At 66.6% G+C, this 12,915-nt stretch carries 11 protein-coding genes; 4 read left to right on the top strand and 7 right to left on the bottom strand.

What is annotated here, in order from left to right:
- Nucleotides 1-128 precede the first annotated feature (128 nt).
- Entirely contained in the window at nucleotides 129-695 is a 567-nt protein-coding gene (locus K343_RS0112305; protein ID WP_211226250.1) for a protein tyrosine phosphatase family protein, read from the bottom strand.
- Nucleotides 696-817: 122 nt separating this feature from the next.
- Here K343_RS0112305 and K343_RS0112300 point away from each other — a divergent pair, with 122 nt between their 5' ends.
- The 3 genes from K343_RS0112300 (at nucleotide 818) to K343_RS24490 (ending at nucleotide 4,404) form a co-directional block, all read left to right on the top strand.
- Complete coding sequence (locus tag K343_RS0112300) at nucleotides 818-1,273, top strand: DUF2214 family protein (protein WP_028008338.1); 456 nt, start codon at nucleotides 818-820, stop codon at nucleotides 1,271-1,273.
- 382 nt (nucleotides 1,274-1,655) lie between these two features.
- Nucleotides 1,656-2,810: a ribonucleotide-diphosphate reductase subunit beta gene (locus tag K343_RS0112295; RefSeq protein ID WP_084615859.1), complete on the top strand. Its 1,155-nt coding sequence runs from the start codon at nucleotides 1,656-1,658 to the stop codon at nucleotides 2,808-2,810.
- A 49-nt stretch (nucleotides 2,811-2,859) separates the two neighbouring features.
- Complete coding sequence (locus tag K343_RS24490) at nucleotides 2,860-4,404, top strand: P-loop ATPase, Sll1717 family (RefSeq protein WP_154662542.1); 1,545 nt, start codon at nucleotides 2,860-2,862, stop codon at nucleotides 4,402-4,404.
- Nucleotides 4,405-4,430: 26 nt separating this feature from the next.
- On the opposite strand, the gene K343_RS0112290 is transcribed toward K343_RS24490, so the two are convergent.
- Entirely contained in the window at nucleotides 4,431-4,784 is a 354-nt protein-coding gene (locus tag K343_RS0112290; RefSeq protein WP_028008336.1) for a HopJ type III effector protein, read from the bottom strand.
- Nucleotides 4,785-4,869: 85 nt separating this feature from the next.
- Nucleotides 4,870-5,460, bottom strand: a complete 591-nt coding sequence (locus K343_RS0112285; RefSeq protein ID WP_028008335.1) for a TetR/AcrR family transcriptional regulator — start codon at nucleotides 5,458-5,460, stop codon at nucleotides 4,870-4,872.
- Nucleotides 5,461-5,553: 93 nt separating this feature from the next.
- Between K343_RS0112285 and K343_RS0112280 the strand changes: the two genes are divergently transcribed.
- Nucleotides 5,554-6,024 carry a nuclear transport factor 2 family protein gene (locus K343_RS0112280; RefSeq protein ID WP_028008334.1) on the top strand — a complete coding sequence of 157 codons (471 nt, stop codon included), beginning with the start codon at nucleotides 5,554-5,556 and terminating at the stop codon, nucleotides 6,022-6,024.
- A gap of 152 nt (nucleotides 6,025-6,176) precedes the next feature.
- Here the strand turns inward: K343_RS0112280 and K343_RS0112275 are convergent, their stop codons facing one another.
- The 4 genes from K343_RS0112275 to K343_RS21930 all read right to left on the bottom strand — a co-directional run bounded on the left by K343_RS0112275 (nucleotide 6,177) and on the right by K343_RS21930 (nucleotide 12,797).
- Nucleotides 6,177-8,801 carry a TonB-dependent receptor gene (locus K343_RS0112275; protein WP_028008333.1) on the bottom strand — a complete coding sequence of 875 codons (2,625 nt, stop codon included), beginning with the start codon at nucleotides 8,799-8,801 and terminating at the stop codon, nucleotides 6,177-6,179.
- Between the two features lie 41 nt (nucleotides 8,802-8,842).
- Nucleotides 8,843-9,925 carry an alpha/beta hydrolase fold domain-containing protein gene (locus K343_RS0112270; RefSeq protein ID WP_161628888.1) on the bottom strand — a complete coding sequence of 361 codons (1,083 nt, stop codon included), beginning with the start codon at nucleotides 9,923-9,925 and terminating at the stop codon, nucleotides 8,843-8,845.
- Nucleotides 9,926-10,005: 80 nt separating this feature from the next.
- On the bottom strand, nucleotides 10,006-10,851 hold the full coding sequence (locus K343_RS0112265) for an EthD domain-containing protein (RefSeq protein WP_154662540.1): 846 nt from the start codon (nucleotides 10,849-10,851) through the stop codon (nucleotides 10,006-10,008).
- 5 nt (nucleotides 10,852-10,856) lie between these two features.
- Nucleotides 10,857-12,797, bottom strand: coding sequence for an outer membrane protein assembly factor BamB family protein (locus K343_RS21930; protein ID WP_051278310.1), 1,941 nt, complete (start codon nucleotides 12,795-12,797; stop codon nucleotides 10,857-10,859).
- Nucleotides 12,798-12,915 lie beyond the last annotated feature (118 nt).

Genomic DNA, 12,915 nt, shown 5'->3' with positions numbered 1-12,915 from the left:
CGGCCTTTTTCATGGCCGATCGCTGCGCAAGCTTTACGGCGATGCGGCGCCTCTGGCCGGAGCGTGCGCGAAAGCGCAACGCTGAAACAACCGGCGAAGCGACGAACGCGCCGACTCGGCGCAAGTGCTCAGGGCGCGGTCTGGACGCCGCGCGCGAGCAGTTGCGCAACGACGGTTTCCAGCGATGCCAGACCATGCGCGCGGCCGATCGCCAGCGCATCGTTCAGCGGACGGCCCTGCAGCCAGGCGGCGCGCAGGCCCATCAGCGCGCCGACCCGGTTGCCGCTTGCGCAGTGCAGCAGCGTCGGCGTGTCCGGCGCTTCCGCCAGCAGCGCATCGAGCGCGCGGACGTTGCCCAGCGTGAGATCGCCGGCGCCGGCGATCGGCAGGTTGCGATAGGCGATGCCCAGCCGTTGCGCGGCGCCGGCCTCGTCGAAATCCGGCGTCTCGCCGGCCGGCCGCAGATTGATGACGCGGCGGATGCCCGAGGCCGGCAACTGCTCGAACTGCGCCGGGGCCGGCTGGCCGGAAATCCACAGCCGCGGCGCCGGCTGCTGCAGCTTCGGCAGCGCCAGGCCGCCCTGCACCGCCGTCACTGGCGCGAACGAGACGGTCGCATCGGCCGCATGCGCGCCGCCGGCGACCAGTGCGCCCCCCAGCACCCAGCACCATCCCGACTTCCGCAGATTCTTCACGTACCATCTCCATCACGGCCGCAGCGGCCCGTGCCGCATTGTGCCAGCGCCTTCCGGCCCCGCGCTTCTGCGCCGCCACCAGGCTTTCCAGACTCGACGAGCCCACCCAACCGGAGCCTTTCATGCTCAGCACCGTCGCCCTGCCGTGGCTGCACTACCTCGCCGTCTGGACGATGACCGGCGCCGCCGTCACCGAACTTTATCTGCTGAAGATCGGCAGCACGCCGGACGCCGTGCGCCTGCTGCCGCGCGTCGACCGCCTGTACGGCATCATGGCCGCGCTCGTCTTCATCACCGGGCTGGCGCGCGTCTGGCACGGCGCCAAGGGCGCCGACTACTACTGGCACAACGGCCTGTTCCACGGCATGGTCGGCCTGTTCGTGCTTGCCGCCCTGCTCTCGCTGCTGCCGACCGTGCGCTTCATCCGCTGGCGGCGCGCGCTGGAAGCCGGCGGCGCTCTGCCCGCCGAGACCGAGCTGCGCTCGACACGCGTGCTGGTGCATGTGCAGCTCACGGCGATCGCCGTCATCACGCTGCTGATCGTGCTCATCGCCCGCGGCTACAGCGGCCCGGCCTGAGCCCAGGGCGGCCGATCGCCCGCGCCCGACCCGTCTTGCAGCCCGCCCGTTTTCCTGGCGCCCCATTCGGGCGCCTGAGGACAAAGCTGTGCACAAGATGGGGGCAAGGCCGGGAAAACTTGTGTCCAATCACAATATGTAGAAGCGGAAGCCGGATTGAGCCACAACCCGTAGTATTTTTTGCTTGACTCACCTGGGACCGCGGAGCACTCTTAGCTGCCGCCACACCCGCGCGAAGCTGGCCTTCGCCCTGCGGTGCCCGGCAGGGGAAAAGCCGGCAAATGCCGGCATTCAGGGCCTAACAAGCCGCAGACGCAGCCAAAGCGCCGCGAACAAACAACCGGACCACCGGGCAACGCTGCCCGGCACATGGAGATAAGAAATGCTGACCTGGGACGACACCCCCGCCACGAACACGCCCGCCGCCCCGGCCGCCAAAATGCCGGTGCCGCCGATGACGCACGCCGCGTCGCCTGTAGTAGCCGGCGCGACCGGCCTCGAAGACGTGCAGATGGGCGCCAGCCGCATCCGCGTTGACGACAAGAAGATCATCAACTGCCACGCCGACCTCAACCAGCTGGTGCCGTTCAAGTACAAGTGGGCCTGGGAGAAGTATCTCGACGCCTGCAACAACCACTGGATGCCGCAGGAAATCAACATGTCCGCGGACATTGCCATGTGGCAGGACCCGCAGGGCCTGACCGAGGACGAGCGCACCATCATCAAGCGCTCGCTCGGCTTCTTCAGCACCGCCGACTCGCTGGTCGCCAACAACCTCGTGCTGGCGGTCTACCGCCTGATCACCAATCCGGAATGCCGCCAGTACATCCTGCGCCAGGCCTTCGAAGAAGCGATCCACACGCACGCCTACCAGTACTGCATCGAATCGCTGGGCCTGGACGAAGCGGAAGTGTTCAACATGTACCGCGAGATCCCGAGCATCCACGACAAGGCCGCCTGGGCCCTGCCGTACACGCAGTCGCTCGGCGACCCGGCGTTCCAGACCGGCACCCCGGAAGCCGACCAGCGCCTGCTGCGCGACATGATCGCCTTCTACGTCGTCTTCGAAGGCATCTTCTTCTACGTCGGCTTCGTGCAGCTGCTCAGCTTCGGCCGCCGCAACAAGATGGTCGGCGTCTCCGAGCAGATCCAGTACATCATGCGTGACGAAGCGATGCACATGAACTTCGGCATCGACGTGATCAACCAGATCAAGATCGAAAACCCGCACCTGTGGACGCCGGCCTTCCAGGAAGAAGCGCTGAAGATGATCCGGGAAGCGACCGACCTCGAAATCCGCTACGCGCACGACACCATGCCGCGCGGCGTGCTCGGCCTGAACGCCAGCATGTTCAACGAGTACATGAAGTTCATCGCCAACCGCCGCTGCGCCCAGATCGGCCTCAAGCCCCTCTACCCCGGCGCCGAAAATCCGTTCCCGTGGATGAGCGAAGTGCTCGACCTCAAGAAGGAAAAGAACTTCTTCGAAACGCGCGTGACGGAGTATCAGACGGGTGGCGCGTTGAGCTGGGATTAAGAATAGCGAGTAGAAATAATACAAGACATTAACTAAGCAATAAAAAACCATGGATGCGCTCGACTCTCTGCTTGCACTAGTGCCGACGGGAACAGCAGAGGGCGAGCGCCAGTTCATACAACGTGTCTTTGTCGAACATCCTAATTTCGCGGATTTAGTAGTACCGCCGGCCCACAGCCCGCTTCTTTTGGTCGGCAAAAAGGGAACAGGGAAAACGGCGCTAATCGATGCGCTCGCATCGCTTCTCCTACCCGCAGATATCCCGCTCGTCAAAGTCACGCCAGGGGATATGGCGCTTGCCGATCTCGCAACTGATGCGGCGGTTGGTGAACATATGCGAGTGGGGTATGCGGCCTTGATCGGGGCCGTTGCCAAGCATTTAGCGCTCCGCTTACAACCTCTGGTCAGAGGGAAAGACAAAGAACTTCTAGACCACGGACTACAGACAGGCATAATTCGCCCCGACTTAATTTCTCGTCTCGCCGTTCTACTTCCACGGCTTGCGAAGCCGATAGCAGAAATTGATCTGACAGAAATAGACGATGGCCCATCGGCGCCGCAGTTACCTGCCCTGCGCGAAGCGATTGTAAGAAAACTATCAACTTCTGTGGGCTGTCTATATTTAGTTCTAGACGATACGGATCAAGTCGCCTTACCCGATAGAGCTGATCACTTAAATAGAATTTGGGGAGTTCTTCTGGCCGCCAGAAAAATCGCCCAAGACTCCGAAAGAATTCGCGTTCTCATAACCTTAAGAGAAGAAGTATGGCGGCGAATTAATAGAGAAGGAGCCGGACAACGAGACCAAGCCGATCACTTTGCACCATTAGTGAGGCGCCTTGGATCTAGTAGGCAACACTTGGCCGCTATAGTCTCCAAACGTCTCGGGGAAGCGGCAAGGGACGCTGGCAGGGATGACTTGAATCCATTTGAAGTCTTCTTTGATGGAAAGACTGCATATATGCCCTTGAGCAAGGAACAGAGCAGTTGGGAAGACATAATCGTAAGCCGCTCGCGTGAGCGGCCGCGAGACGCTGTTCAGTTGATCAGAAGCCTAGCCGTAAAAGCAAAACAGCGAAGCGCAGCCAGAATTAATCAAGATGACCTTGATGCGGCAATGCCTGATTTCTCTATGGGACGCGTGGAGTATTTGTCAAACGAAAGTGAAAGTGAATGCCCCTCAATAAAGGCAATAGTGGAGCGGCTAGCCTTCATCCCCTTCGATCAAGGTTCATTCAAAGCGTCATTTGAAATCCTTCGGAATTATTGCCACAGCATTCCATCTACAGGCGCACATTCAATTTTTAATCGCGCCCTTAAGCCGCAAGACGATGATAGCTTCTTACTTCTTTTACAGTTACTGTTTGACCTTGGAGTCCTAAACGCAAGAATTTCTGACGTCCGGGAGAAAGATGGTTATCGCCACATCAAACCTGAAGAGTCCCCGTCTCTCGTCAGCAAATCACGCTGGACTGACCTACAAAAGATCGTTTGGGAAGTTAATCCAGCCTACCGAGATTTTTTACTTCGAGTCCAAGCCAATGATGCTGCCAGACAGGGCTTGGCAACTAGCCAGCGAAACCCACGCCGCTGATCTCCATTGCCCAACAGCAGGCCGACTTAATCCCTACAGCGTTTTTTCAGTACGTCACCGCCAATCTGAACCTCTTTCCACCCCGTCCGCATGAAGTTGCGAATGTTCTGGTGTTCGGTGCCGTCCGGATTCTTCAGGACGTCGTCGCGGTAGTAGCGGCCGAAGCAGGCGAGCGTTTCGGCTTCGGTGAGGCCCTGCAGTTGGGCGAACGAGAACAGCTTGCACGAGCCGGCGTTCTGCCCGGCTTCGTTGTGGAGATCGCCGTTGCGGAACGCGGTCGGGGTGTAGTCGTAGGCGCCGTCGATCGCGGCGATGGTTTCGGAGAACTCGATCTGCTCGGGCGCTTCGCGCAGGCGCTTCAGGAAAGCATCGACGGACATTCGCAGGCCTTGTGTTTGGAACGGCCGCGCAGTGTAGCGTCGCGCCCCGCGTGAAACATGCGGCAGCGCCGGCTCCGGCCGCGCGCTATGCCGCCAGACCGTGAACGATGGCAGTGAGCTGCTTGAGCGCGGCCTGCGCGCCCGGCTCGTACTGCGCATGCAGGATCGCGCCGTCCGCCGCCAGCACGGCCGCGGCGGCAATCTGCTTTCTCCCCGCCCCTGCCGGCAGCAGCAATTCGATGGCCCGGGCCATGTCGGCCTTGTGCCGGCGCGTCACCTCCAGCACTTCCGGCAGCGTGTGGCCCAGCTCGCCGACGCTGTTGAGGAATGCGCAGCCACGGAAGTCCTCGGACGCGAACCATTCGCCGAGCGCGGCGACCAGCGCATCGAGCCCCTGCCGCTTGGCGGCGTGGCGCTGCAGCGCGTCGCTGAACCAGACCATCCAGCGTTCGTGGCGCAAGTCGAGGAAGGCGAGGATCAGGTCGTTCTTGCTCGGAAACTGACGGTAGAACGTCACCTTGCTGACGCCCGATTCGGCGATTACGCGGTCGATGCCGGTGGCGCGGATGCCGTCCCGGTAGAACAGCGCGTAGGCGGTCTGCAGGATGCGCTCGCGCGGCGGCAGCGCGGCGCGTTCTTCCTCGGAGGCAGCGGCGAGCTGGGCAATGGTTGTCATGCGGCGCATGGTAGACAAACCTGTCTACACCTGCCACAGTGGCGATGTAGACAGACTTGTCTACATTGATCGCCCACCCCGAGGAAATCCACCATGCAGAGCCGCCCGCCGCTGCCGCCCTTCACCGCCGAAACCGCCGCGCAGAAGGCGCGCGCCGCCGAGGACGCCTGGAACAGCTGTGACCCGCAGCGCGTCTCGCTCGCTTACACGCCGGATAGCCGCTGGCGCAATCGCAGCGAGATCTTCCAGGGCCGCGACGAGATCGTGGCGTTCCTCACCCGCAAGTGGAACCGCGAGCTGGACTACCGGCTCATCAAGGAAGTCTGGGCGCATGACGGCGCGCGCATCGCGGTGCGCTTCGCCTACGAGTACCGCGACGATTCCGGTCAGTGGTACCGCGCCTACGGTAACGAGAACTGGGCGTTCGACGCGCAGGGCCTGATGGCCCATCGCCACGCCAGCATCAACGAGCGGCCGATCCGCGCCGAGGAACGCCTGTTCCACTGGGACCGCCGCGCGCCGCGTCCCGCCGACCATCCGGGCCTGAGTGCGCTGGGGTTGTAGGACGCGCCGGCGCCCCGCCGCGCCGGCTCGCGTCGGGGCACGTCCCGAGTGATGCGCAGCGTGCCCGGTGCATGCGTGCATGGCCGCGACATCGCCCGGCCGCGCCCGGTCTCTTGGACGCGGCCGGGCGATGGCTCAACGGCCGGCCGGCGTCACTGGAAGTACCAGAGCATTTCGAGCCCGACGAGCCGCGGATCGGACACGCTGACGACCTTGCCGTAGCCCACCACGCCGGCGCCGGTGCCGAGTTCGATGTTGGTGACCTGCTGCTCGTCGAGCAGATTGCTGCCGAACAGCGCGAGCTGCACCGGCAGGCGGCGGTCGATCCAGGCAAGGCGCGCGCCGAGCGTGCCGTAGGCATCGGCCCGCGCGCGCGGGTCGTTGAAGACCTGATAGTCGGTCTTGTCGCGCCAGGAGTAAGTCGCCGACAGCAGCAGGTCGCCGCGCTCGAAGCCGTAGCGGTAAAGACCGTTGAGCGAAGCTTTGTGCTCGGGCGCGAACGGCAGGCGATTGCCGTCGAGCGCCTGCGGGCTGCGCTGCTCCGGCGGCACTTCGAGATTGACGAAACAGCACGCCGACTGGATTTCGGCGACCAGCCAGCTGTAGCTGAAATTGAAGCTGAGGCCCCGCAGCGCGATCCACTGGCTCTCCAGCTCGGCGCCGTAGCTGCGCGAGCGTTCGAGGTTGATGAACAGGTTGTCGGCGGTGACGCCGTTGTCGAACAGCAGCGGCACCTGCGCGTCGCGATACTGCGTATAGAACAGCGCGAGATTCGTGCGCAGCAGTGGCGTCCAGTCGCTCTTCAGACCCAGCTCGAAGGCGTCGGCATGTTCGGGACCGACGTCGTAGTCCTGCGAAAAGCCGCCGAGCCGGAAGCCGCCGGCCTTGTAGCCGCGCGCATAGCTGGCGTAGACGAGCGCGCGCCGGCTGGCTGCGTAGTCGAACGCTAGACGCCCGGTACGACCGGTCCACGAGCGATCCAGGTGGCGCACCGCGGGGCCGCTGGTGCTCGCCGGCGCGCCGCTGAGCGTCGGCGTGATGTCGTAGGCCGGCTCGTTGTCGCCGCGCCCGGTGCAGCACAGCGGATCGGTCGGCGGCAGCGCGCCGGTATCGAGTCCGGGATTGAGGCCGATCAGGCTGTCGAGCTGATCGCTGATCGTCGCACCGAGGTCCTGCAGCGACAGGCCGCTGACCAGCGGATTGTTGCTGGGACTCCACAGCACGATGCGCAGCTGCTCGCGCGCCTTCTTCTCGTCGCGCGTGTAGCGCAGGCCGAAGCTGAGCTTGGCGCGCTCGCTCAGATGCCAGTCGAGCTGGCCGAACCCCGAGTACGAGCGCACGTCGAGATCGGCCGCCGTGCGCAGCACGTCGCGCGCCGGATTGGGCAGCGCCGCGCTCGGCACGCCGAGCACGGAAGCCTGCGTCAGCGGTTGCTCGTACTGCGGCTGGCCGGGATTGCGCAGCACGCCGACCGTAGTGCTGCGATCACCGGATTCGTAGAGCCCGGCGATCCAGCGCAGCCGCTCGTCCTCGCCCGAGAACGTCAGCTCGTTGGACCAGTAGGTCTTGTCGACGTCGGTCTGGCTGCGCATGTCGCCGGAGATCGTGTAGCCGTCGGGATCGAGCAGCGTGAAGGTCTGCGGATCGCCGGGCAGGCCGACACGGAAGTCGCCGCGCGCAGTGCGATCGAAGTCGCCGCGCAGCGGCAGCTTGAGCGTCTGCCAGCCGCCGAGATACTTCGCGCGCACCGCGCCCAGGTCATAGCTCGCTTCGAGCACGGCCGCGTAGTTCTCGTTGATCTGGTAGACGCTGTCGCGGTTGGTGTTGATCCGGTGAAAGTTGCCGACGCCCGGGTTCTCCTGTTCGTACCGGTACGCCGGATTCGGATACACGGCATTGCTGAACTGATCGCGCACGTACGGCGTCACCAGATTCGCGGTCGGCTTGCGGTCGTCCCACTCACGGTACGAGAGGCGCGTCCATACCTGCCACGGTGCACCGTCGCCGAACTGCAGCTGCGCCTCGGCCAGGCGATGCTGCTCGCGGCCGAGGCCGTCGGCCGGACCTTCGTTGTCGAACTGCGCATCCTGCTGCCCGGTCTGGCTCAGCGACAGCCGGCCGAGCAGGCCGTCGCGCAGCGGCCCGGACACGAAGCCTTCAAGTTCGAACGCACCGTAGCTGCCATAGGCGCCGCGCGCCTGCGCGTCGAACTGCGACGACGGCCGCTTGGACACGACGTTGATCGCGCCGCCGATCGAGTTCTGCCCGTAGAGCGTGCCCTGCGGCCCGCGCAGCACCTCGACGCGATCGACGAACAGCGGCGATTTCTGGATCTGCGTGCCGCTGCCGGTGAACACGCCGTCGTTGTAGACGGCGATGCCGGCATCGGTGCCGATCGCCGACGTCAGGCGGCCGATGCCGCGCACGCTGATGCGATCGCTGCCGGTGCCCTTGTCGTACGAAAGCCCCGGCGTGACGTCGGCGATGTCGTTGACGCTCTTGATGCCGCGCTCCTCGCGCTGGTCGGCGGTGATCGCGGTGATCGCCAGCGGCACGCGTTGCAGGCGGTCGGAACGCTTCTCGGCGGTGACGACGATCTCCTCCAGCGCCGGCGGCGCGGCCGGCGCCGGCTCCACCGCCGGCGGCGGCTCGGGTGCGGCGGGCACCGGCAGCGTCGCGTACGGCGCCGGGGCCGATGCGTCCCCGTCCTGCGCCCACAGCGCGGGCGACGCGCACAGGCACGCCAGCATCAGCACGCTCATCGTTTCGATGCGCATGACTCTCCCCCTTCTGTCGTTATGGTTGGAACCGCGCGCCTTCAGTCGCGTCGGAACGTGCAGCGCTCGCCCTCGCCGCAGTTGCGCGGCTGCGGCGGAATCAGGCTCTGGATCGGCGGCAGCGGCGAGCCGTCGTCGAGCCAGTTGCCCATGGCGGCCTGCCGGGCATCGCCGCGGCCGAGCGCGATCGCGCAGCCGGTGGCGTCGCCGTCGAACGTACAGCGCGCCAGCGCGTCGGCGCGGCGCCAGACCGCCCAGGGATCGAAGCCGTTGAGCTGGCCGTAACGGCCGTTGCGCGCCATCGGCACCGCGTGGTCGGCCGGCAGCGTGCAGCTGCCGTGCGTGGCGCTGCCGAGCAGCAGATAGTCCTTGCGCGCGTCGGGAATCGTGCCGAGGTGCGCCCAGATGTCGTCGATCGCGTAGCGGTGATCGTTGGTGTCGTCATCGTCGTAGACCTCGATCAGCGCGCGCGTGTCGGACGGCCAGCGCGCGTAGTCGTCCGGCGTGATCTCGTAGACGCGGAACGGCGCCATGATGAACACGAAGCGCGCATTGCCGCCCCAGCCGCGCGCCAGTGCGCGCGTCAGCATCGCCGGCGACGCGCCGCCGCCGAACGAGTGGCCGATGAAGCCGATGCGCGAGGTGTCCATGTGCAGCTCGGCGCCGTAGCGCGTCACCGCCGCCTCGAATCCCGCCCACAGCTGGTCGTAGGCGGGCGGCACCTTGCCCGGCGACAGCAGCTGGAATGATTCGAGGATGCCGTACGGCGAGTGCACGACGATCCAGCCCTGCGAGGCGAGCCGCTCCAGCAGTTCGATGTAGGTGTCGAGCTCGCCGGCGGCGAACGCGTGCGAGAAGAAGATCACCGGGCGCGGCGCAGTGCCGGCGTCCTGCGGGCTGAACACGGTGACCTCCGCACCGCGGCGCTCGGGATTGGCGACGCTCTGCACGGCGACCGCGTATGGTCCCGGTCCGCCGTAGCCGTCCAGCGGCGCGCTGACGCAGCTGTCGACCGGCGTCGCCGCCGCCGCGGCGCGCGCCTCGTCGATGCCGCCGCCGCTACTGCCGCAGGCCGCCAGCGCACCGGCCGCCATCAGGACCGCCATTGCGGCGGCCAGCCTCATCCCTGGCACTTGTCCAGCCATGTTCTCCCCCTTCTCTGCCGTCCCGGTGGTCCGGGATCTGCGCTTGTGGCCGGCGGCCGCTACGGAATGACGCGCCGGTCGTTGATGAAATCGACGTCCGGGTTTTCGCCGATGAACGTCGACACCGAATCCATGAACGGGAACGTGCCGCCCCAGGGCGGCGCGGTGAAAGTCGGGGCCGCTTCGATGAAGGCCTGACGCCAGGCGGCGTAGTCGTCGAACCACAGCTCGACGACGCGCGAATAGCGCGATTCGCGGCCGACGCTGCGATAGCCGACGTAGCGGCGCAGGCCCGGCAGGCGCGCGACCTCGCGCACGTGCACCTCGCGGAACCAGCGCTCGGCGGCCTCGGCGTCGACGCCCGCCGGCGGCCGCAGGAACAGCACCCAGCGCAGGTACGGCGTTTCCTTCGGCGGCGTCGCCGGCGGGCGGTCGACCCAGCCGCGATCGACGCCGCTGGACGGCTCCGGCGCCAGATAGTTTTCCGGCGGATTGATCGGCAGCGTCGCCGTCTCGGTGCGGAAGAAGGTCTTGCGCCAGCCGCCGGGCGGCGGTGTCAGCAGGTCCAGATACGGGTTGTTGCGGCGGCCTTCGTAGAAGTCTTCGAGCCGGTCGTACTGGATCTCGGTCAGGCGCCCGCGCCAGATCGCGCCGTAGCGCTCGGCCTCGGCCGGCACCGCGATGCTGCGGTACGAAACGTAGTTGCGCTGCCAGGTCTTCATCGCGCGATGCATTTCCGGACCGTGATAGCGCAGGTACCAGCGGTCGAGCGCGAGCAGCTGCGTCGGGTCCGGAACGTCGACCATGATGTAGAACTTGACCGCCTCGGCCGCCGCCGGGCGCGCGGCGCCGAAGCCGAGCAGGGCGAAGGCCAGGACGAACGCGGCGAATCGCGGGAACGTCATCATCATCAAACCTCCGCGAGCGCGACGAGCTTGTGCGGCCGCTGCCGGAAGCCCATCGCGTAGACAATGAACTGGCGGCCGCCGACGGCGTAGCTCATCGGTGCGCCGAGCGTGTGGCCGGGCAGCGCAATCTCGGCCTTCACCTCGCCGCTGCGCTTGTCGTAGGCGCGCAGCACCTTCTGCGCGTAGCGCCGGTCGTGCGGCCCCTCGCCGACGAACAGCAGACTGCGCGTCAGCAGCGGCGCGGCGCGCTGCTGCGAACCGATCCAGCCGAGCCGGTACGGCGCCAGCGCCGGACTGTCGGTCGCGCCCGGACCGTTCGGCCGCGTCCACAGCAGCTCGCCGCGGCGCAGATCGATCGCGCTGATGCGGCCGTACGGCGGCTTGAACAGCGGCAGACCGCGCGGACCGCGCACCACAACCGAGGCGCCGGCGATCTCGGTGTCGCGCGCGCCGTCCGGCAGCGCCGGCGCGCCGTGCTCGTCGAGCGCCAGCGCGGTCGCCGCCGACTGCGAGGGCACGTAGAGCACGCCGCTGTCCGGATCGACCGCCGCGCCCTGCCAGTTGGCGGCGCCGAGCCAGCTCGGCCGCACGATCGTCGGCCGGCGGTCGAGCGGCGTGTAGAGCGGGCCATAGCGGTAGGTTTCGAGGATCTGCCGCGCCTCGGCGTTCAGCTCGGGGCTGAAGTCGATCAGCATGTCCGGCGTCACACCGTTGACCTCGAACGGCGCCGGCCGCGTCGGGAACGGCTGGGTCGGCGCGCTGCGCTCGCCGGGAATCGTGCTCTGCGGCACGGCGCGCTCCTCGATCGGCCACAGCGGCTTGCCGCTGACGCGGTCGAAGACGAAGCACAGCCCCTGCTTGGTGACCTGCGCGACCGCTTTGACGCGCGCGCCGCCGATATCGAGATCGACGAGGTTCGGCGCGCACGGCAGATCGTAGTCCCAGACGTCGTGATGCACGGTCTGGAAATGCCAGCGCCGCGCGCCGGTCTCGACGTCGAGCGCGATCAGGCTGCTGGAGAACAGGTTGTCGCCGGGACGCAGGCCGCCGTAGAGATTGTCGGTCGCGCAGCTGCCCGGCAGGTAGACGATGCCCAGTTCGTCGTCGGCGCTCATCGGCGCCCAGACGTTGCCGTTGCCGATGCGCGCCGCCGCGCCGTCCGGCCAGGTGTCGGCGCCGTATTCGCCGGGCAGCGGGATGGTGCGGAAGCTCCACTTCAGCGCGCCGGTGCGCACGTCGAAGCCGCGCACGTCGCCGAGCGGCATCGGGTCCTTGAGCGCGCGGTCGTGGATGTAGCCGCCGATCACCACCGTGTCGCGGCAGACCAGCGGCGCCGACGTGCAGCCGTAGAGATCGGCCGGATCACGCTCGACCGGCCGGCTCAGGCCGACGCTGCGCAGGTCGATCTCGCCGTTGCGGCCGAAGCCGGGCACCGGCCGGCCGCTGCGCGCGTCGAGCGCGATCAGGCGCGCGTCGCCGGTGCCGATGTAGATGCGCGAGGTTTCGCCGTCGCTCCACCAGGCGACGCCGCGATGCTGGAAGCCCTTGATCGTGGTCGGCCCGCGGCGCCAAGTGCCCGGATCGTAGACCCACAGCGTGCGGCCGCTGGCCGCGTCGATCGCGGCGACCTGGCTCATCGCCGTCGAGGTGTAGAGCACGCCGCCGATCATGATCGGCGTCGCCTGGAACTCGCCGGGACCGAGCTGCGGATGCGCGTCGAGGATCGCCGCGTCGGGCGACTCCCATTCCCAGACGACGCGCAGGCGGCCGGCGTTGCCGGCATGGATCGCGTCGAGCGGCGAATACTTGCTGGCTGCGTTGTCGGCCGCATAGCAGGGCCACTCTTCGGCGCGGCGCGCGGCAATGGCAGGCCGCGTCCGCCAGCCGGCGCAGCCGCCGGCGAGGCCGAGCCCGGCGAGCAGGAAGGCGCGCCGGTCGATCATCGGCGCTGCTCCGAAACGGCGCTGCGAACCTTGCGAAGCATGTCTCTCCTCCGGGCAGGATCGTTGTCCTGCCAATTTTTGTGCACAATATTTCCGGCAATCTTCGCTTGTCAATGGC

The organism is Solimonas flava DSM 18980 (assembly GCF_000426685.1).
GTDB classification, from domain to species: domain Bacteria; phylum Pseudomonadota; class Gammaproteobacteria; order Nevskiales; family Nevskiaceae; genus Solimonas; species Solimonas flava.
Note: the sequence above shows the minus strand (reverse complement) of the source record. Positions and strands in the feature narration are given on the sequence as shown.

Excerpts from the sequence above, each read along its gene's own strand:
- K343_RS0112300 (WP_028008338.1), top strand. The coding sequence starts at position 818 with ATGCTCAGCACCGTCGCCCTGCCGTGGCTGCACTACCTCGCCGTCTGG.
- K343_RS0112295 (WP_084615859.1), top strand. The coding sequence starts at position 1,656 with ATGCTGACCTGGGACGACACCCCCGCCACGAACACGCCCGCCGCCCCG.
- K343_RS24490 (WP_154662542.1), top strand. The coding sequence starts at position 2,860 with ATGGATGCGCTCGACTCTCTGCTTGCACTAGTGCCGACGGGAACAGCA.
- K343_RS0112290 (WP_028008336.1), bottom strand. The coding sequence starts at position 4,784 with ATGTCCGTCGATGCTTTCCTGAAGCGCCTGCGCGAAGCGCCCGAGCAG.
- K343_RS0112285 (WP_028008335.1), bottom strand. The coding sequence starts at position 5,460 with ATGACAACCATTGCCCAGCTCGCCGCTGCCTCCGAGGAAGAACGCGCC.
- K343_RS0112280 (WP_028008334.1), top strand. The coding sequence starts at position 5,554 with ATGCAGAGCCGCCCGCCGCTGCCGCCCTTCACCGCCGAAACCGCCGCG.
- K343_RS0112275 (WP_028008333.1), bottom strand. The coding sequence starts at position 8,801 with ATGCGCATCGAAACGATGAGCGTGCTGATGCTGGCGTGCCTGTGCGCG.
- K343_RS0112270 (WP_161628888.1), bottom strand. The coding sequence starts at position 9,925 with ATGAGGCTGGCCGCCGCAATGGCGGTCCTGATGGCGGCCGGTGCGCTG.
- K343_RS0112265 (WP_154662540.1), bottom strand. The coding sequence starts at position 10,851 with ATGACGTTCCCGCGATTCGCCGCGTTCGTCCTGGCCTTCGCCCTGCTC.
- K343_RS21930 (WP_051278310.1), bottom strand. The coding sequence starts at position 12,797 with ATGATCGACCGGCGCGCCTTCCTGCTCGCCGGGCTCGGCCTCGCCGGC.